Origin of the sequence: Rhodococcus daqingensis (assembly GCF_042665615.1) — a bacterium.
In the GTDB taxonomy this organism is placed as follows: Bacteria; Actinomycetota; Actinomycetes; order Mycobacteriales; family Mycobacteriaceae; genus Rhodococcus_G; species Rhodococcus_G daqingensis.
The window spans coordinates 193,345-212,410 of the sequence record NZ_JBHTCS010000024.1 but is presented as its reverse complement, the minus strand read 5'-3'; the positions used below and the strand labels follow the sequence as shown (position 1 = coordinate 212,410).

General features: G+C 70.0%; 18 protein-coding genes. 1 reads left to right on the top strand and 17 read right to left on the bottom strand.

The genetic code is table 11. The features are described from left to right. Positions 1-48 precede the first annotated feature (48 nt). The 6 genes from pdxT to ACFQS9_RS20200 form a co-directional block, all read right to left on the bottom strand. On the bottom strand, positions 49-690 hold the full coding sequence (gene pdxT / locus ACFQS9_RS20225; protein ID WP_378407926.1) for a pyridoxal 5'-phosphate synthase glutaminase subunit PdxT: 642 nt from the start codon (positions 688-690) through the stop codon (positions 49-51). Positions 691-698: 8 nt separating this feature from the next. Then, the gene (locus ACFQS9_RS20220; RefSeq protein ID WP_378407925.1) at positions 699-1,151 is read right to left on the bottom strand and encodes a YbaY family lipoprotein; all 453 of its coding nucleotides are present in this window, start codon (positions 1,149-1,151) and stop codon (positions 699-701) included. 19 nt (positions 1,152-1,170) lie between these two features. Next, positions 1,171-3,090 carry an HNH endonuclease signature motif containing protein gene (locus ACFQS9_RS20215; RefSeq protein WP_378407923.1) on the bottom strand — a complete coding sequence of 640 codons (1,920 nt, stop codon included), beginning with the start codon at positions 3,088-3,090 and terminating at the stop codon, positions 1,171-1,173. A gap of 42 nt (positions 3,091-3,132) precedes the next feature. Then, positions 3,133-4,377 carry a hypothetical protein gene (locus tag ACFQS9_RS20210; RefSeq protein WP_378407921.1) on the bottom strand — a complete coding sequence of 415 codons (1,245 nt, stop codon included), beginning with the start codon at positions 4,375-4,377 and terminating at the stop codon, positions 3,133-3,135. Between the two features lie 63 nt (positions 4,378-4,440). After that, positions 4,441-5,583, bottom strand: coding sequence for an RNA polymerase sigma factor (locus ACFQS9_RS20205; protein ID WP_378408302.1), 1,143 nt, complete (start codon positions 5,581-5,583; stop codon positions 4,441-4,443). A gap of 8 nt (positions 5,584-5,591) precedes the next feature. Continuing rightward, positions 5,592-5,999 (bottom strand): YciI family protein, encoded by a 408-nt coding sequence (locus ACFQS9_RS20200; protein WP_378407919.1) that lies wholly within the window; start codon positions 5,997-5,999, stop codon positions 5,592-5,594. Between the two features lie 295 nt (positions 6,000-6,294). Between ACFQS9_RS20200 and ACFQS9_RS20195 the strand changes: the two genes are divergently transcribed. Then, entirely contained in the window at positions 6,295-8,007 is a 1,713-nt protein-coding gene (locus tag ACFQS9_RS20195) for an APC family permease (RefSeq protein ID WP_378408300.1), read from the top strand. Between the two features lie 56 nt (positions 8,008-8,063). Here ACFQS9_RS20195 and ACFQS9_RS20190 read toward each other — a convergent pair whose 3' ends face one another. The 11 genes from ACFQS9_RS20190 to ACFQS9_RS20140 form a co-directional block, all read right to left on the bottom strand. Beyond that, positions 8,064-8,885 (bottom strand): acyl-CoA thioesterase, encoded by an 822-nt coding sequence (locus tag ACFQS9_RS20190; RefSeq protein WP_378407917.1) that lies wholly within the window; start codon positions 8,883-8,885, stop codon positions 8,064-8,066. Positions 8,886-9,012: 127 nt separating this feature from the next. Further along, positions 9,013-9,927 carry a pyridoxal 5'-phosphate synthase lyase subunit PdxS gene (gene pdxS, locus ACFQS9_RS20185; RefSeq protein WP_378407915.1) on the bottom strand — a complete coding sequence of 305 codons (915 nt, stop codon included), beginning with the start codon at positions 9,925-9,927 and terminating at the stop codon, positions 9,013-9,015. A gap of 66 nt (positions 9,928-9,993) precedes the next feature. After that, complete coding sequence (locus ACFQS9_RS20180; protein WP_378407914.1) at positions 9,994-11,031, bottom strand: NUDIX hydrolase; 1,038 nt, start codon at positions 11,029-11,031, stop codon at positions 9,994-9,996. Continuing rightward, entirely contained in the window at positions 11,028-12,158 is a 1,131-nt protein-coding gene (locus ACFQS9_RS20175; protein WP_378407912.1) for a glycosyltransferase family 4 protein, read from the bottom strand. Before ACFQS9_RS20175 ends, ACFQS9_RS20180 begins: the two co-directional genes overlap by 4 nt. Further along, complete coding sequence (locus ACFQS9_RS20170) at positions 12,155-13,054, bottom strand: phosphatidylinositol mannoside acyltransferase (protein WP_378407910.1); 900 nt, start codon at positions 13,052-13,054, stop codon at positions 12,155-12,157. The genes ACFQS9_RS20175 and ACFQS9_RS20170 overlap by 4 nt, the downstream gene beginning before the upstream one ends. Next, a complete protein-coding gene (gene pgsA, locus ACFQS9_RS20165) occupies positions 13,051-13,731 on the bottom strand; it encodes a phosphatidylinositol phosphate synthase (RefSeq protein ID WP_378407908.1) in 681 nt (226 codons plus the stop codon). The genes ACFQS9_RS20170 and pgsA overlap by 4 nt, the downstream gene beginning before the upstream one ends. An 85-nt stretch (positions 13,732-13,816) precedes the next feature. Continuing rightward, positions 13,817-14,356, bottom strand: a complete 540-nt coding sequence (locus ACFQS9_RS20160) for an ATP adenylyltransferase (RefSeq protein ID WP_378407906.1) — start codon at positions 14,354-14,356, stop codon at positions 13,817-13,819. Further along, entirely contained in the window at positions 14,353-16,404 is a 2,052-nt protein-coding gene (thrS, locus tag ACFQS9_RS20155) for a threonine--tRNA ligase (RefSeq protein WP_378408298.1), read from the bottom strand. The genes ACFQS9_RS20160 and thrS overlap by 4 nt, the downstream gene beginning before the upstream one ends. Before the next feature lie 89 nt (positions 16,405-16,493). Continuing rightward, the gene (locus ACFQS9_RS20150; RefSeq protein WP_378407904.1) at positions 16,494-17,276 is read right to left on the bottom strand and encodes a (2Fe-2S)-binding protein; all 783 of its coding nucleotides are present in this window, start codon (positions 17,274-17,276) and stop codon (positions 16,494-16,496) included. Further along, the gene (locus tag ACFQS9_RS20145) at positions 17,276-18,076 is read right to left on the bottom strand and encodes an ABC transporter ATP-binding protein (RefSeq protein ID WP_378407902.1); all 801 of its coding nucleotides are present in this window, start codon (positions 18,074-18,076) and stop codon (positions 17,276-17,278) included. The genes ACFQS9_RS20150 and ACFQS9_RS20145 overlap by 1 nt, the downstream gene beginning before the upstream one ends. Continuing rightward, positions 18,073-19,053 (bottom strand): FecCD family ABC transporter permease, encoded by a 981-nt coding sequence (locus ACFQS9_RS20140; RefSeq protein ID WP_378408296.1) that lies wholly within the window; start codon positions 19,051-19,053, stop codon positions 18,073-18,075. Before ACFQS9_RS20140 ends, ACFQS9_RS20145 begins: the two co-directional genes overlap by 4 nt. Positions 19,054-19,066 lie beyond the last annotated feature (13 nt).

The window sequence follows — 19,066 nt, the reverse complement described above, 5'->3', positions numbered from 1 at the left end:
ACGCGACAGCGGAGCACGCCGGCGCGGGGAGCACACAGTAGCGCCAGTTTACGCGCGGGCGACCGCGACTTCCCGCACCATGTCGACAAACAGCTGATGGACGCGCCTGTCGCCCGTCACCTCGGGGTGGAATGAGGTCGCGAGAACGTTGCCCTCGCGGACCGCGACGACCCGTCCCGCGGCCGGGCCCTCCGGCACGGTGGCCAGTACCTCGACGCCGGGGCCGACCCGTTCCACCCAGGGCGCGCGGATGAACACCGCCCGCATCGGGGCGCCCTCGATGCCGGCGAACTCGAGGTCCTCCTCGAAGGAGTCGACCTGACGACCGAAGGCGTTGCGCCGCACGGTGATGTCGATTCCGCTCAGGCACTGGGCATCCGGCCGGGTGTCGAGCACCTCGCTCGCCAGCAGGATCATGCCCGCGCACGACCCGTACGCGGGCATGCCGTCACGCAACCGGGCGCGGAGCGGTTCGAGCAGGTCGAACACCGTGAGCAGCCGGCTCATGGTGGTGGACTCTCCGCCGGGGATGACCAGGCCGTCCACCGATTCGAGCTCCGAGACCCGGCGCACGCCGACGCCTCGTGCGCCAGACGCCTCCAGGGCCGCAAGGTGTTCGCGGACGTCGCCTTGCAACGCCAGCACGCCGATGGTGGGTGTCGTGGTCGCGGCCGATGTCCGTTCGATCATGTCGACGCTCACTGCGGGACCGCCACGAGGATGAGCTCCTGCGCGGGGGCGTCACCCTCAACCGGGATCGGATGGACGGTGTCCGTGGTCCAGCGCAGGGCTCCGTCGACCTCGATCTGCGCACGAACGGCGAGACGGGCACGCGGGTCGATGGCGTCGCGGTAGGCGGCGAGCTCGAACGGCACCGGCACGCCGGTGGCGTCCTCGATGCGCTGCTCGGCGAGCACCGTCGACGGCGCGTCCGCCAGGGAGATGTCCTCGAGGCGCACCGTCACGACGGCGTTCTCAGGGAAGGCGATTCGCTCGCGGTACGAGACGTTCCCGGTGACGGTGAGGGTGTCGTCCACACTGTCGGCCTGCGCGGTCTGGGATGTCGACCCGATCGACACCACCACGGCCGCGAGGACCGCTATGAGTGCGGCCGCACCGAGGACCAGTTCCAGAATTCGTCTCGTCTGCACAGGTCGAGGATACGGATGTTCAGAACGGCGGGGGCTGGTGGCGCTGGCGTGCGCCCAGGATCGCTTCGTGTTCGGTGTGGTGGGTACGGAGTTGGGCGCATCGGGCGAGGTGGTCGGGGTCGGTGATGGTGGCGAGCTCGGCGAGCGTCGGGGGTAGGTCGGTGGGCTGCATGTGGGTTTCCCACCAGGTCGGTTCGTAGATGCCGAGGTCGGGTGGTTCGGCCGGCGGCGGTTTCGGTGTCGACTTCGGTGCCGGTCGGCGTGCGGGCTTGGTAACGCGGGCGCTGGGTCGCTGCTCGACCGGTAGCGGCAGGGTGACCCCGATGGTGCCGTGTTCGCCGATCCAGACGATGACGTCGCCATCGAGGCGGACGACGCGGAAGAGGCGGTCGGTCTTGGCCTGGTGGTGGCGGGTGCAGGCGGGTTCGCCGTTGCTCTCGACGCTCCACCCGCCCGCATGCGGGTTGTCGGGGTCATATTCGACGATGTGGTCGAACTGGCAGTCGCGGGCTTTGACGGTGCAGCCGGGGAAGGTGCAGGTGTCGTACTTGTCGAAGACGGCGGCGCGGACGGCGTTGCTGGGCCGGTAGGTCAGCGCGCCGCGGGGCGGCAGGTCGTATCCACCGTGCCCGTCCGGATACTGGCCAACGAGCAGGGCCGGGTCGGAGGCGATCGCGTCGAGGACGTCGGTGACCCGCGGCCCGTGAGAGTTCGTGTCCGACGGCGGCGGCGGATCATGCCGGGCAGGTAGTCGCCCGGCCGGTCTGCGCCGCAGGCGATAGCGGGCGGGTACGCCGGGTGGCGGGTTCGAGGCAGAGCTGTCCCCTGAACCGTTGCCGCCCTCTGGTTCTGGTGGTTCCGCGCTGGAGCCGTCCGGTGGTTCAATGTCGGGCGGTTCGGAGTGGACGTCGGGCGGTTCGGGGTCGACGTCGGGTACGTCGTTGCCACTGCCCGCATTTCGTTGGGCATCGATGCGCAGGGCATCGGCGATCACCGCCTGCCACGTCGCATCGCCGGCGAGCAGCCGCGCCAACTCCGGATCGATGGGTCCGTGACCCTCGAGATGGCTGGGGTTGTCGGCCAGCCGCAGCAACGTGTCCAGGTCGACGTGGATGTGCACCTCGGGCTTCGGACGCGCCGGCCGCGGCAAATGCGCCGTCGGGCAGCCGTCGCGTCCGCACTGGCAGTGCAGATACGACTCGCCGTGCACCAAGGCCATGAATGCATCCGCCCGCAAAGCGTCGACCGTCCGCGGGTCCTCCCGGCAGACAGTGCCAGCCATCTCCTGGATGAGACTGTCGAGAGTCCGGCCCTCCGCCGCCGTCAGCGTCGCATACACCTGAGCCATCCCGTGCAGGTCCGCGGTCACCGACACCCGCCGACCATGGCGCTCCCGACGCTTGCGGAGCTCCTCCGCCTCCTCCGGGTTGATGCGGATCAACTCCCGCATCACCTCCGCCACCAACTTCCTCGGAGTCAAATACAACGCCGCATCCGCGAGATGGCCCTCCATCCGCCCGAGCGTGGCGTCGCTGATCTCGGCGGTCGCCTCGACGATCGCGAACACCCGCGGAAAGTCCACCCGCCCCGACACGAACACCGCACGTATCAGCGGCAACCGCAGATCCAGCGCATTGCCCACCGCCACATACCGTTCCGCGGTGAACGCACTCACCCCCAACGCGAGTGCGGTCTCCATCTCCGCGGACCGCCCGGCACGGTAGGCGAACTCCTCGCCGAACAGATCCACCTCGTGGGCGAACTGCCGCCGCGCAAACGCCCCCGCCGTCAACACCTTCCGTGCCGCGGCGATGTTCTCCGCCCGCGCATATCCCTGCAACGCAGCCAGCGCATCGGTCCCGTTCTCGAAGTCCACGACGGGTTCGTCGCAGTCACTCTCACCTGCTGCGTCACCCCGAAACCCCCCGGCATCGAACATGTGTACGAGTCTACGCGCGGCCACCGACACGCTCCGGCGAAGCTACAACTCCAGCCCGGGTGCGGTCGCGATGGCTTCGAGTTCGTCGATACCCAGCGGATCGGCCGGAGCTTGCGCCGACGAACTCACCCGGATCTGTACACCCGACGGCTTGGTCACGGTCACCGAGCGGATCGTCTCCGTCCCTGTCGCGCCGCCAGCGGGCGACGGTGCGACCTCGACCCGCTCCACCACCGTCCCGTCGGGAAACGTCTCGGTGGACCGGTGCGGACCATTCGGACGCTCAGGCTCGTCCATTCGAGGCGGCGCTTCGGCTGCGATCGCCACGTGCAAACGGCTTTCCGACTCCGCGGTCGTGACCGTCAGCACCTCGCAGACTCCGCTGCGGCCGGCATCCAGATCGGAGAGCTGCAGCGAGCCGAGCGGGCGATCGAGGGTCGCCGGGCCAGCCGGGCGGCGTTGCCAGTGGTCATCCAGCACCCTGTTCAGCCGATCCACCGTCGCCCTGTCGAACTCATAGGTGGCAGGTTCGTCCTCTTTCACGGAGCAGGGCTCCGGGGGCGACGGGGTACCCGCCGGTACGAGCGCGGTCACCCGAAGACCGGGAGCGGTCACGATGGCGGTCAGCTCCTCGATCGTGAGTGGCGCCTGGCCCGACTCCTCCCCCTCCGCCCGGACCCACATACCGGTTCCGTCGGGCAGATAGGCCATGACGGAACGGGTCAGGCCACGCGCCTGTTCCTGGCTGTCGATGACCGTCCCATCCGGGAGTGTCGAGCGTCGGTCGAGTTCACCCGCAACACAGGGCGGGGGCACCGTCGACCGTGCGCGGCGCACATCGACCATCAGCGAACCGGAGGTCTCGCCGCGCGTCAGTGTTCCCTGCGCAGTCGTCGAACCGCCGAAGTCCTCGGCATTGATGCCGTCGGGCAGATCGGTCGCGTCTCCGAAGTCAAGGATCGGCTCGAAGTGCAGGGACTGCGAGGGCGGCGCGAATTCGAGCTCGGCATCCTCGGGCAGCGCCCCCTCGAGTGCCGCCGTCATCGCGGTGGCCTTCGGACCGGAGAACCACGGGTACCGCGGGTTGTCGTAGCTCGGAGAGCCGGCAAACGCGAAGTTGATCCGCCGGGACTCGGCCGGCGGTTTCACGACGTCACATCCGGGTATCTGCGCCGAATAGTCCTCACGGCCAGCGTCGTTCAACAGCCCTGCCACCACCACCCCGACCGCGACGACCGCACCGATCACCACGACATCGACGCCGACTCCCCCACCCCGCCTACCCACGGACACTCCCCCCGACCGCGAGCATGTCTCGCGATGTCCATTTCGTCGTGATTGCCACCGACGTTACCCACGGCGAGCGTTGAGCCGGGAGGCCTGGCGCGTCAGGTGATCACGCTCGGCGAGGTTGGTTGCCTCCTGGGCCGCCTCGACGTAGAGCCGGGCCGCCGCCGCCAGGTCGCCGTCGCGCTCGTGGAGGTACGCCGCCACCGCTGCGTACCTGGGCAGTGAGTCGTCCAGCGCCGCGAGCGCCGTCAGGCCGGCGCGCGGCCCATCGGCCTCGCCGACGGCGACCGCGCGGTTGAGCCGGACGACGGGACTGTCGGTGAGGCGCGCGAGCTCGTCATACCACTCGACGATCTGCACCCAGTCGGTCTCCTCGGCGGTGGGCGCGTCAGCGTGCAGCGCCGCGATGGCGGCCTGTGCCTGGAACTCACCGAGCCGGTCGCGGGCGAGGGCTGCCTGGAGGATCTCGACGCCCTCGGCGATCGACTCGGTGTCCCACCGGCCGCGGTCCTGCTCGGCGAGCGGCACCAGGCTGCCGTCGGGCGCGGTCCTGGCGGCTCGCCGGGCGTGGTGGAGCAGCATGAGGGCGAGCAGCCCCGCCACCTCGGGGTGGTCGATAGCGGCCGCGAGCTGCCGGGTGAGCCGGATGGCCTCGGCGGCGAGGTCGACATCGCCGGAGTAGCCCTCGTTGAAGACCAGATAGAGGACGCGCAGCACGGTGGCGACGTCGCCGGGCCGGTCGAACCGCACGCCGGAGACGGTGCGCTTGGCCCGGCTGATGCGCTGCGCCATGGTTGCCTCGGGCACCAGGTAGGCCTGGGCGATCTGGCGAGTGGTCAGCCCGCCGACGGCGCGCAGCGTGAGCGCGACCGCGGACGACGGCGTCAGCGACGGGTGGGCACACAGGAAATAGAGCTGGAGCGTGTCGTCCACCGCGGGCGCGGCACCAGGCGCCGGTTCCTCTTCGACGAGGTCCTCACGCCGGCGGCGGGCGGCGTCCGCGCGGGTCGCGTCGAGGAACTTGCGCCAGGCGACGGTGACCAACCAGCCCTTCGGGTCCCGCGGCGGGTCGTCCGGCCAGACGCGGACCGCCTCGACCAGCGCGTCCTGCACGGCGTCCTCGGCCGCCGCGAAGTCGGCTCCGCGGCGGACGAGGATCCCGATGACGTGCGGTGTGAGGCTCCGGAGCAGGACCTCGTCCACCGGAGACGTCACTCCGTGATGGTGGGCGGCGCGGTCAGGAACGGACGCACCTCGAGCCACTCGTGGATCGGCTTGCCGCCCGCCCCTGGGGCGGCCGACAGTTCCCCGGCCAGCTCGATGGCGCGCTCGTAGCTGTCGACGTCGATCACCATCCAGCCGGCGATGAGGTCCTTGGTCTCGGCGAACGGGCCGTCGGTGACCGGTGGGCGGCCCTCGCCGTCGTACCGGACGAACGTCCCGTCGGGGGCGAGTGCCTGACCGTCGACGAACTCGCCGGTCCCCTCCAGCCGGTCCGCGAAGTCCTGCATGTACTGCATGTGGGCCGTGATCTCCTCCGGAGTCCACTTGTCCATGGGCACGTCGTTGACCGCCGCCGGCGCGCCACGGTAGTGCTTGAGCAGCAAGTACTTGGCCATGGTGATTCTCCTCTGTGCTGGTGCGACCCATTCTGGTCGCGTTCACAGCTGGGACGGAACCGTTCACGGGTTCTCGACATCGCCGCACCGGGCGGCGTCCACGCCGCATCAAGAGCTCGGCCGGCAGCATCAGGGAAGCATCAAGACCGCTGGTACACATCCGATCCGGGACGACACTCGCTCGGTGACCAACGCACTGCTCATTCGGGCACCCCGCACCGGTGGCCCCAAGCGCAAGACCGATCGACACAAGCTCTCGGTCTCCACGGGCCTGGCAGGCCTATCCCTCGATGCGATGGCGTCGGTGTCGTACGGACCCGAGGCGATAGTGCTGGTACTCGCGCTCGCCGGCGGAGCCGGACTGGGCTTCACGCTGCCCGTCACCCTGGCCATCGCGGCGCTGCTCGCCGTGCTCGTCGCGTCCTACCGTCAGCTCATCGCGGCCTTCCCGAACGGCGGCGGCGCGTACGCGGTGGCACGGGCCCGGCTGGGCCACCGCACCGGGCTCGTCGCGGCGGCGTCGCTGGTCATCGACTACATCCTCAATGTCGCGGTCTCCATTGCCGCCGGTGTCGCCGCACTCACCTCCGCCTTTCCCTCCCTCCTTCCCCACAGCGTGTGGATCTGCCTCGCCGTCCTGGCCGGGATCACGGCCCTGAACCTGCGCGGGATCGCCGACAGCGCCAAGGCATTCATGATCCCGACCGCGGTCTTCGTGGTCAGCATCTTCACCGTGATCATCGCGGGCCTGCTGCGTTCGGAACCACTGAGCGTCACCGAAGGCACGGCCGTCGCCGCCAACGTACAGACCGTCGGGGTCCTGTTGCTGCTCAAGGCGTTCTCCAGCGGATGTGCCGCCCTCACCGGCGTGGAGGCCATCGCGAACGCGGTGCCCAGCTTCCGCGAACCCCGCGTCAAGAACGCGCAGCGCGCCGAGGTCGCGCTCGGAATCCTGCTCGGCACCATGCTGATCGGGCTCGCCGTCCTCATCGGCAAGTTCGCGCTGCACCCCGTCGAGGGGACGACCGTGCTCTCCCAGCTCACCGAGGCGTCCCTCGGGCACGGGATCGGTTACTACGTGGTGCAATTCGCGACCGTGGTGCTGCTCGCCCTCGCCGCGAACACGTCCTACGGCGGCCTGCCGACGCTGATGCGCCTGCTCGCCGACGACAACTGCCTGCCGCACCGGTTCGCGCTGCGTTCCGCCCGCGAGGTCTACCGGTACGGGGTGCTCACCCTCGGACTGTTCGCCGCCGCGCTGCTCATCGGTTCGCGCGGCAGCATGAACGCCCTGGTCCCGCTGTTCGCCATCGGGGTCTTCGTCGGGTTCACCATCGCCCAGGTCGGTTTGGTCCGGCACTGGATGCTGACCCGCGCCCCCGGCTGGCAGTGGCGCGCCTGCCTCAACGGATTCGGTGCCACGCTGACCGCCGTCGCGGCGTTCGTCACGACCGCGATGAAGTTCACCGAGGGCGCCTGGCTCATCGTGGTCGCCCTGCCCCTGATCGTGTTCCTGATGGAGCGCGTACGGACGGCCTACGCGACCATCGGCGACCGGTTGCACCTCGGCGAGGTGCCCGCCGCACCCACCGCGCAGGGCACCGTCATCGTCGTTCCGGTCGCCGAGGTCTCCGAACTGAGCCGCGAGGCGATCTGCGCCGGGCTGTCCATGGGCAGAGACGTCGTCGCGGTCCGGGTGTGCCCGGCCGGGGAATCGCCGCGGGCCTTCACCAAGGCGTGGGAGGCGTGGCACCCGGGGGTCCGCCTGGTCCTGCTCGACGGGGCCGACGACGGGCTCGCGGCGACCCTGGTCCGGTACATCAAGAACAAGCTCGCCGACCGCCGTGTGGTCGTGGTGATCGGCGAGGTGGAGCCGGGCTCCGCGTGGCAGCGGATCCTGCCGAACCACAGGGGCGACGAGCTGGATCGCGCGCTGCGCCGCGATACCGACGCCCTCGTCTGCCGCATCCGACTGCGAATCGGCGCGACCGACAAGGTGTCCCGATGATCCGTCTGGCCATGGTCACCGTGCAGATGCGCGGGGCGCTCCGCACCCTGCACCCGTCAGTCCTGGCGGAGCAAGCGGGTCAGCCCCTCCTGGACGACCGCCGCCACGAGGTTCCCGCTGCGATCGAAGATCCGGCCCTGGGTGAGCGCGCGGCCGAACCCCGCGGACGGTGACGACTGGTCGTAGAGCAGCCACTCGTCGGCGCGGAAGGGGCGCATGAACCACAACGCGTGGTCGAGCGAGGCCTGCTGGATGTCCTCGTCGGGATGCGGCACCTTCGCCGAACCGAGCAGCGTCATGTCGCTCATGTAGGCCAGCGTGCAGACGTGGAAGACGGGGTCCTCGGGGAGCGTGCCGCGGTAACGGAACCAGACCTGCTGCTGCGCCGGGACGCCCTTGCGCCGGGTCACCTTGTCCTCCGGCACGAAGCGCAGATCCCAGTCCGCCCATTCCCGGAACTCCCACGACAGTTCCTCGCTCATCATCTCCGAGGTGTCGGGCAGATCCTCCGGGTTCGGCACCGGGGGCATCTGGTCCTCGTGCTCGATCCCGATGTCGCCGACATGGAACGAGGCGGACATGGTGAAGATCGCCTGACCGTCCTGCACCCCGGTGACCCGGCGGGTGCAGAACGATCGCCCGTCGCGGATCCGGTCGACGAGGAAGACGGTGGGGATGGTCGGGTTGCCCGGCCGGAGGAAGTAGCCGTGCAGCGAGTGCACGCGGTACTGCTCCTCGACCGTGCGGACCGCGGAGACCAGGGCCTGACCGGCCACCTGTCCGCCGAAGGTCCGGGTCAGCATCGTGTCCGCGACGATGCCGCGGAAGATGTCCTTCTCCAGCCGTTCGAGTTCCAGGATCTCTTCGATGGACGACATGGCGTACCCCTTTCGGCTGCCGGCTCAGGCTAGCAACGAACGCGGCGGGGGCGGCGTAGGCCGCCCCCGCCGCGACGAGAGGTATGTCACCGCGGCCGGAACGCCGCGGTCGTATCGAGGCTCTGGTTCACCAGCCGCGCTCGGCGAGCCGGTGCGAGACCGGCAGGTCGTCGACGTTGATGCCGACCATCGCCTCACCGAGACCACGGGAGACCTTCGCCAGCACGTCCGGGTCGTCGAAGAAGGTGGTGGCCTTCACGATCGCCGCCGCACGCTCGGCCGGGTTGCCGGACTTGAAGATGCCCGAGCCGACGAACACGCCCTCGGCGCCGAGCTGCATCATCATCGCCGCATCGGCCGGGGTGGCGATGCCGCCCGCGGTGAACATCGTGACGGGCAGCTTGCCCTCCTTGGCGACCTCGACCACCAGCTCGTACGGCGCCTGCAGCTCCTTGGCCGCCACGTACAGCTCGTCCTCGCTCAGCGAACCGAGCCGGCGGATCTCACCGAGGATGGTGCGCATGTGGGTGGTCGCGTTCGACACGTCACCGGTGCCGGCCTCACCCTTCGACCGGATCATGGCCGCGCCCTCGGTGATTCGACGCAGCGCCTCACCCAGGTTGGTGGCGCCACACACGAACGGCACGGTGAACTTCCACTTGTCGATGTGGTTGGCGTAGTCCGCGGGGGTCAACACCTCGGACTCGTCGATGTAGTCGACGCCGAGGGACTGCAGGATCTGCGCCTCCACGAAGTGACCGATGCGGGCCTTGGCCATCACCGGGATCGACACGGCCGAGATGATGCCGTCGATCATGTCCGGGTCGCTCATCCGGGACACGCCGCCCTGCGCGCGGATATCCGCGGGCACACGCTCGAGGGCCATGACCGCCACCGCGCCCGCGTCCTCGGCGATCTTCGCCTGCTCGGGGGTGACGACGTCCATGATGACCCCGCCCTTGAGCATCTCGGCCATGCCACGCTTGACGCGGGCCGTGCCGGTGGTCGGGGCGGTATCAGGGGTGCTCACGGCATACTCCATCAGTAGTGACCTGTCAGGGGAACTCTCTCAATTCTATGACGATGCGGCTTTCCCCCGGTCGCCCGGTCAGCGAATCGAGCGGACCTCGGGTTCGACCAGCCGTGCGACCACGACCTTCGCCTCCTCCAGGAGGTCCGGCAGCTCCTCCGGGTACACCACCTCGCCGGTCGTGGCGATCTCGCGGATGTCGGCCGGGGTGCACCACCGGTGACCCGTGATCGCGCGCCGCTCGAGGTCGGTGAAGCCGTTGCGGGTCGGGGTGAACTCGCTGGTCTGCAGAGCGAAGAACAGCTCCTCGGAGCGGATCAGCTCCCCGTCGTACGGGAACACCGCCACCCGGCGCCACATCGGCCCGCGCAGCGCCGACTCGTCCACCGACAGACCGGTCTCCTCCGCGACCTCCCGGACCGCGGCCGCCCGCAACGTCTCACCCATCTCGACGGCGCCGCCGATGGTGAACCAGAAGTAGACGTCGGGCACCTGCGGGTCGTGTCCGCGCAGCAGCAGCACCCGGCCCTTCTCGTCGAGCAGCACCACGCGGGAGGACGTTCGTGTCTCGTCGACGTTCAGTCCGGCGCCCACCACCGGGGCGGTGCGTTCCGCGATCTCGAAGTAGGTGGGCAGCGGAGCGGTGCCGCCGAGGTGTAGCCAGCGCACCGGTCGCCGGGTCCGCAGCGCAAGGGTGTCGCGAACGGCGTCGTTGTGGAACCTGCGGGCGATCAGCACCCGGGCCTCGGCATCGGCCAGCTCCGCCACCAGTTGCGGCGGCAGCGCCTCAGCCGGCACCGAGGCCAGCGCGACGGACAGCGCGTTCTCTTCGGTCTCCCGATGTCCCCTGTCCGCCCGCTCGGCCTTGATCGCCAACGCCGCCAGCGCTTTTCCGTCGGGCGCCTGCCCACTCCCATTCGGCGCGAGCGCGGCGGCGACCGCCCGGGCGACCACCGACCGGCGCGCGAGCGAGGCGTCGAGCGCCTGCCATGACAGGTCGGAGCGCACGTGCAGGCGGTCGAGCCGGTTGGCGGTGCCGTACGCCCACACCCCGATCGCGACGATCACGGCGGTGATCAGCGCGAGGACGAGGATCGAGGTCGCGCTGAAGGTCACGACCGGACCTCCACGCCGACACCGCTGCCGCCGACCGTCACCGTCTCGTAGACACGCAGGATCTGTTCCGCGACCACCGGCCAGTCGTACTCCGCCACCACCTCGGTGGCGGTGCCGACCAGTGCGCGTCGGCGGTCCCGGTCGCTGAGCACCGAGTCGATCGCGGTGGCCAACGCGGCCGAGTCTCCGACCGGCACCAGCATCCCTGCGGCGCCATCGCGCAGCACCCGCCGGAACGCGTCCAGCTCGCTGGCCACGACCGCGGTGCCCGCCGCCATCGCCTCGACGAGCACGATGCCGAAGCTCTCGCCGCCGAGATTCGGCGCACAGTAGACATCGGCGCTGCGCAGCGCCGAGGCCTTCTCCGCGTCGCTGACCTGGCCCAGCAGCCGCAGGTGCCCGGCATAGGCGCCGGCGTCCTTGCGCAGCCGGTCCTCGTCACCGCGGCCGACGACCAGGACCTCCAGGCCGGGATGCCTCGCGACGAGTTCGGGTAGCGCCTCGAGCAACACCGCCATGCCCTTGCGCGATTCGTCGTATCGGCCGAGGAACAGCACCGTGCCGCCTGCGCGCGGGTATCCGGGCAGCGGATCCGCGTTCGCGAAGGCCGGCACGTCGACGCCGTTGGGGATCTCGACGGCATCCGAGCCGAGCGACTCCATCTGCCAGCGCCGAGCCAGCTCGGACACCGCGATGCGGCCGCTGATCTTCTCCAGATAGGGCGCGAGAACGCCCTGAAAGGTGCTCAGCACCAACGACTTCGTGGTCGAGGTGTGGAAGGTGGCGACGATCGGGCCCTCGGCGATCTTCATCGCGAGCATCGACAGGCTCGGTGCGTTCGGCTCGTGGATGTGCAGCACGTCGAAGTCGTTGTCGACGATCCACCGACGCACCCGCGCATACGAGACGGGGCCGAAGCTCAACCGGGCCACCGAGCCGTTGTACGGGATCGCGACGGCCCGGCCGGCGGAGACCACGAAATCGGGCAGTTCGGTGGCCTCGGACGCGGGGGCCAGCACGCTGACCTTGTGCCCCCGCTCGATCAACACCGACGCCAACTCGACGACGTGGGCCTGGACCCCTCCCGGTACGTCGAAGGAATAGGGACAGACCATCCCGATCCTCATGGCGATTCCATCCGCGCCAGGCGTCCCTCGGACAGGTCGGCGAGCCACAGCGGCTGGAGCATGTGCCAGTCCTCCGGGTGCTCGGCGATGTTGACGGCGAAGCGGTCGGCGAGGGCCTGGGTGGCCGACGCGACCCCACCGGACGTGTCCACCGGCGGATCGACTTGGAACCCCCAGCCGTCACCCTCGAAATAGCAGTGCACCGACAGCAGCGCGGCACCGGTCTCGATCGCGAGCTTGGCCGGGCCCGCGGGCATCCTGGTGGGTTCGCCGAAGAAGGTCACCGGCACACCGTGTTTGGCGAGGTCGCGCTCCCCGAGCAGGCACACCACCCGGTTCTGACGGAGCCGCTCGGCCAGCTGCTCGAAGGGCGGACGCTCCCCACCGCTGAGCGGGAAGATCTCGAACCCCAGCCCCTCCCGGTAGGCGAGGAAACGCTGGTACAGCGACTCCGGCTTGAGCCGCTCGGCGACGGTCGTCACCGTGCCCAGGCGGTGCACGGCCCACACGCCCGCCATGTCCCAGTTCCCGCTGTGCGGCAACGCGAGCACCACTCCGCGGCCGTCCGCGAGGGCCTTGTCCAGGTGCTCCTGGCCGTGTACGTGCGCGTTGAGCCGCCTGGCGAGCTCGGCATGGTCCATCGACGGCAGCCGGAAAGCCTCACGCCAGTAGCGGGCATAGGAGCGCAGCGAGTCCCGGATCAGCTCGTCCGGCACGTCGGCGGCGGGCACGCCGAGCACGCGGGCCAGGTTGCGGCGCAGCTGATCCGGGCCGCGACGGGCCGCCAGATCTGCACCCCGGTCGAACAGCGACTTCGCCAGCCCTTCGGGAAGGGCGCGGACGAGCCGCCACCCGGCGGCGTAGCCGAGGTCGCTCGCCCGTTCGGTCCAATTCACGATGTCGGCGCCTCTCCACCCTCGGTGACACCTGCCTTCGGCGGCAACGGGTCCCGCGCCCCCGGCGCGTTGCGCACCTGCAGCAGCCGCTGGAAGACGGTGACGACGCTGGCCACCGCCAGCAGCCACATCGCCACGTAGACAGCCCATTCGAGCCAGTCGATGCCAAGGAGTCCCGCGAGGCCGGTCAGTCCGGCGCCCAGGAGCACGATCACCAGGCGGTCCGACCGTTCGATGAGACCACCCTCCGCGGACAGCCCACTCGCCTCGGCACGCGCCTTGGCATACGAGATGACCTGGGAGGTCACCAGGCAGATCAGCGTCGCGACCAGCAGCGACCGGCTGTTCTCGTGGTACACGGCCCACCAGGCCAGGCCGGCGAAGATGGCGCCGTCCGCGATCCGGTCGCAGGTCGCGTCCAGCACCGCCCCGTACCGGGTTCCGCCCCCGCGCACCCGCGCCATCGCCCCGTCGACCAGGTCGAACAGGACGAACGAGGCGATCACGATCGCGCCCCAGAACAGGTGGCCCGAGGGGAACAGGGTGACCGCGGCCGCGACACTGGCCGCGGTGCCGAACACCGTCACGACATCCGGCGACAGCCCGGCCCCGACCAGGGCCCTACCCACCGGTGCGATCACCTTCGACACCGCGGCGCGCCCGAGAACGCTCAGCACCTGTCGTCCCCCGTTCCTGTGCTGGAAGAGACCCGAGTTCGAGTTGATCTCGTCAACGATCCTGCCACGACGCAGGCCATGCGGCTCACGCGTTCCAGGCCGCCGAGAGCAGCGCCCTGGTCTCGCGGAGGAGCTGGGGCATCACCTTCGCCCCTCCGACGACGGTGATGAAGTTCGCGTCACCACCCCAGCGCGGAACGATGTGCTGATGCAGGTGCTCGGCCAGCGAACCACCGGCCGCGGCGCCGAGATTCAGCCCGACGTTGAAACCGTCCGGACGAGAGACCCGCTTGATCACCCGGATCGCCTGTTGCGTGAAGGCCATCAGCTCGGCCGACTCGTCGGCGGTGAGGTCCTCGAGCGCGGCCACCCGGCGATACGGCACCACCATCATGTGACCGGGGTTGTACGGGTACAGGTTGAGCACCGCATAGACGTGGTCACCGCGGGCGACGATCAAACCCTCCTCGTCGCTCATCTTCGGGATGTCGGTGAACGGCCCCTCGCCGGGAGTCGACACCTTCGGCGCCTCGGCGATGTACGACATCCGGTGCGGCGACCACAGGCGCTGCAGCCGATCGGGGTCGCCCGGTCCGGTGTCGACGACCGAACCCTCGTCGCTCATCCGAGGCTCCCGAGCAGTTCGGATGTGGGCGAGGCGTTCTCGCGCCTCGCGATCCAGCCGGCGATCGCCTCGACCGCGTCCTCGACGGCGATACCGTTGATCTGGGTGCCGTCCCGGAATCGGAAGCTGACCGCGCCTGCCTCCACGTCTCGTTCGCCCGCGAGCAGCATGAACGGCACCTTCTGTGTGGTGTGGTTGCGGATCTTCTTCTGCATCCGGTCGTCGCTGACGTCCACCTCGGCGCGGACACCCGCGGCCTTGAGCTTGGCGACGACGTCGAACAGGTGCCCCTCGAACGCCTCGGCGACGGGGATGCCGACGACCTGCACCGGCGCCAGCCACGCCGGGAACGCGCCCGCGTAGTGCTCGGTGAGCACCCCGAAGAACCGCTCGATCGATCCGAACAGCGCGCGGTGGATCATCACCGGCTGATGCTTGGCGCCGTCCGACCCGGTGTACTCGAGGTCGAAGCGCTGCGGCAGGTTGAAGTCGAGCTGGATCGTCGACATCTGCCAGGTGCGACCGAGCGCGTCCTGCACCTGAACGGAGATCTTGGGTCCGTAGAACGCGGCCCCGCCCGGGTCCGGCACGAGGGTCAGCCCGGATGCCTCGCCGACCTCGGCCAGTGTCCGGGTCGCCTCCTCCCAGACTTCGTCGTCACCGACGAACTTGTCCGGGTTCTTGGTGGACAGCTCGAGGTAGAAGTCGTCCAGGCCGTAGTCCTTGAGCAGGCCCAGCACGAAGTTCAGCGTCCTGGTGAGCTCGTCGCGCATCTGCTCGCGGGTGCAGTAGATGTGTGCGTCGTCCTGAGTCATGCCGCGCACCCGGGTCAGGCCGTGCACGACGCCGGACTTCTCGTAGCGGTAGACGGAGCCGAACTCGAACAGCCGCAGCGGGAGTTCCCGGTACGACCGTCCACGCGAACGGAACACCAGGTTGTGCATCGGGCAGTTCATCGGCTTGAGGTAGTAGTCCTGGCCCGGCTTGCGGACCGTGCCGTCCTCGTTCAGTTCCGCGTCGATGTGCATCGCCGGGAACATGCCGTCCTTGTACCAGTCGAGGTGACCGGACACCTGGTACAAGTCGCCCTTGGTGATGTGCGGCGAGTAGACGAACTCGTAGCCCTCCTCGACGTGCCTGGCGCGCGAGTAGTTCTCCATCTCCTGGCGGATGATGCCGCCCTTGGGGTGGAAGACGGGCAGGCCGGACCCCAGCTCGTCGGGGAAGCTGAACAGGTCCAGCTCGGCACCGACCTTGCGGTGATCGCGGCGCTCGGCCTCCGCGATCAGCTCCATGTGCTTGTCGAGCGCCTCCGTCGACTCCCATGCGGTGCCGTAGATGCGCTGCAGGTCCTCACGGTTCTGGTCGCCACGCCAGTACGCGGCCGAGCTGCGGGTCAGCTTGAAGGCGGGGATGTGCTTGGTGGTGGGGATGTGCGGGCCGCGGCACAGGTCTCCCCACACCTTCTCCCCGGTCCGCGGGTCGAGGTTGTCGTAGATGGTCAGCTCGTTGCCGCCGACCTCCATCACCTCGGGGTCGTCGATGCCCGACTTGTCGTCGATCAGCTCGAGCTTGAACGGCTCGTTCGCCAGCTCGACGCGGGCGTCCTCGATGTCCTCGACCACGCGCCGCGAAAAGCGTTGCGAGCCCTTGATGATCTGCTTCATCTTCTTCTCGAGGCGGGCCAGGTCCTCCGGAGTGAACGGCTCGTCGACGCGGAAGTCGTAGTAGAAGCCGTCCTTGATCGGCGGGCCGATGCCGAGCTTGGCGTTCGGGAACTCCGACTGCACGGCCTGGGCGAGCACGTGCGCGGCGGAATGCCGGATCACGGTGCGGCCGTCGTCGGAGTCCGCCGCGACCGGCTCGACCAGGGCATCCTGCTCGGGAATCCAGGACAGGTCCTTGAGCTGGCCCTCCGCGTCGCGGACCACGACGATGGCGTCCGCGCCCTTGCCGGTGAGCCCCGCCTCCCGAACCGCCGTACCTGCGGTAGTCCCTGCGGGCACCCGGACATGGGCGGCTGAGACTGCGGATGCGGGCGTGGTCACGGCGATGTGCTCCTCGATGTTCTGCGCCGACGCGAAGACGGCAGCTCGGTGAGCCCTCATGCTATCGGCACGCGGATCGGACAGGCCTGTCACCCGAGCAGCACGCCGAGCCGCGCCGCACGAACCGACGGCCGCTGCCGGGGGCAGCTGGTGCACTTGGCGCCCTCGACGGCACCCGGATCGGGCTCCGTTTCATAGATCAGGCAGCAGGACGACCTGCGGACCACCCGACGCGCGGCCGCCTCGGGAGCAGCGCACGGATCCGCGGCCACCGGTCCCCCGCGGCCGACGTCGACGAATCGCGGCGGGGGCATCGGATGACCGATCAGCTCGGCCAACCGCACCGCGAGCGCGCTCCCGAGCGTCGGGCTGCCCAGCGCCGTACCCGCGTCGAGCGCCCGGTTGCCCAGCGAGTCGGCGGCGATCGCCCACAACGAGCGCACTCCCGCGCCGCTCAGCTCGCTCAGGGCCGCGATGATCGGGCCGAGCACCCCCCGTAGCCGCTCCGCGAGGACTGCGTCGTCGCGGATGCCCGCGGCGGAGCGCAGCGTCCCCAGATAGCCGTCCGGGCGCAACGTGCAGGTCAGCCCGTCGAGGCCCGGATCGGGAGCCGTACCCGTGGCCAGCAGCATCGACACCGGCACCGACATCAGTGTCGAGCTCGCCGAGTACCACCACAGCGTGGCGGTGACCCGGGCGTCGTCGCAGTTCCAGCGGCGCGCGGTGTCGACGATCCGGGACGCCAGCCAGTCGGGGGCGGCGAGGACGCTGCCGGGGTACTCGACGGCGCCTGCGGGGGGCACGATCGCCTCACGCAGCGCGGGGACCGCGTCGAGCGCTCGCCCGTACGCCTCGCCCAGTTCCGGATCCATCACGCATCCACCGTTCCGGTCGCCAATCCGTGTACCGCCAGCGCGGGCCGCCCGGTCCGCGGATCCGGCCCCACCTCACCCATGATCCCGAACACACCGGACAGGAGCGAACCGGTCAACACCTCGGCAGGCGCGCCGGTGCCCACGATGGCCCCCTCCGACATGACGGCGATGCGGTCGCAGTACTCCACCGCCAGCCGCAGGTCGTGCAGGGTCACCACCACCGCGATCCCGTCCGCGGCCAGGCTCACGAGGAGCTCCATCACGGTGATCTGGTGCCGGAGGTCGAGGTGATTGGTCGGCTCGTCGAGCAGCAACACCGCCGGTTCCTGAGCCAGGGCCCGCGCGATCGACACCCGTTGCCGTTCGCCGCCGGACAGCTCCCTGACGTCGCGGCCTGCCAGTCCCGCGAGGCCGACCTGGGCCAGCACGCGATCCACCACCCGACGATCCACCTCACCGGGGCTCTGCAACCAGCCCAGGTGCGCGGCCCGGCCGAGCTGCACGGATTCGCGCACCGTCAGTCCGGCCGAAGCAGGCGGTTCCTGGGTGCTGGCCGCGAGCCGGCGGGCGACAGCGCGACGCGGGAGCGACGCGATGTCCGACCCCGTCAGGGTGATCGTGCCCGCGCTCGGGGACAGCGCCCGGTAGCAGCAGCGCAGCGCGGTGGTCTTCCCGCTCCCGTTGGGCCCGACCAGCGCGAGCACCTCCCCGCCGCGGGCCTCCAGGTCCACGCCGGCGAGCACCTGGCGCCCGCCCAGGCCGGCCCGCACCCGATGGATCCGCAATGGCGCGTTCATGATTCGGACCCCCGGTACTGGCGGTAGAGCATCACGATGAACACCGGAGCCCCGACCAATGCGGTGACCACCCCCACCGGCAGCTCCGTCGACGAACTCACCGCTCGAGCGGCGAGGTCGGCGAGTACCAGTGTCACCGCCCCGAGCAGCGCGGCCACCGGGATCAACCGGATGGCATTGACGCCGACCAGGAATCCGGCCACGTGCGGGACCAGCAGCCCGACGAAGCCGATGGCGCCCGCGACGGCCACCGCCGCGCCCGCGAGCACCGAGACCCCGAGCAGGATCAGCATCCGGAACCGTCGCACGTTCATGCCCAGAGCGGTCGCCCCGTCGTCGCCCGCGTGCAGCAGGTTCAGCCACCGCGCGGCGAACAGCGCGGCCGCACCGACGACCGCGAGCATCACGCTCGGGTAGGTCACCGTCGACCACCTGGCGTCGCCGAATCCGCCCGCGATCCACCGCAACACGGCGGAGAGCTGGTGCTCGTCCGCGAGGACCAGCAGCACGAACATGGTCAGCGCCGAGAACACCTGGGCCAGGGCGACTCCGACGAGGATCACCCCGGTGACGTTCTGATAGCGGCCGCCGATCACCAACGCGGCGAACATCGGGATCAACGCGCCGAGGAACGCGGCGATCGGGACCGTGAACACGCCCGCGACGCCCGCCCCGACCCCGAGCACGGTGACGAGCACGACGCCGAACCCGGCGCCCGCGGACACTCCGAGCAGGTACGGGTCGGCGAGGGCGTTGCGGGTGACCGCCTGTGCCAGCGCGCCGCCGACGGCGAGGGCGGCGCCCACGACCGCGGCGGTGATCGCCCTCGGCATCCGCGAGTCGATCACGATCCGCTCACGGGCCTGCGACCACCAGGCGTCGTAGGCGCCGCCGCTGAGCCGGTGCCCGACGATCGCCCACACGTCGCCCACCGGAATCCGCACCGAACCGAACGACACCGCCAGGGCGATCGACATCGAGAGCGCCACG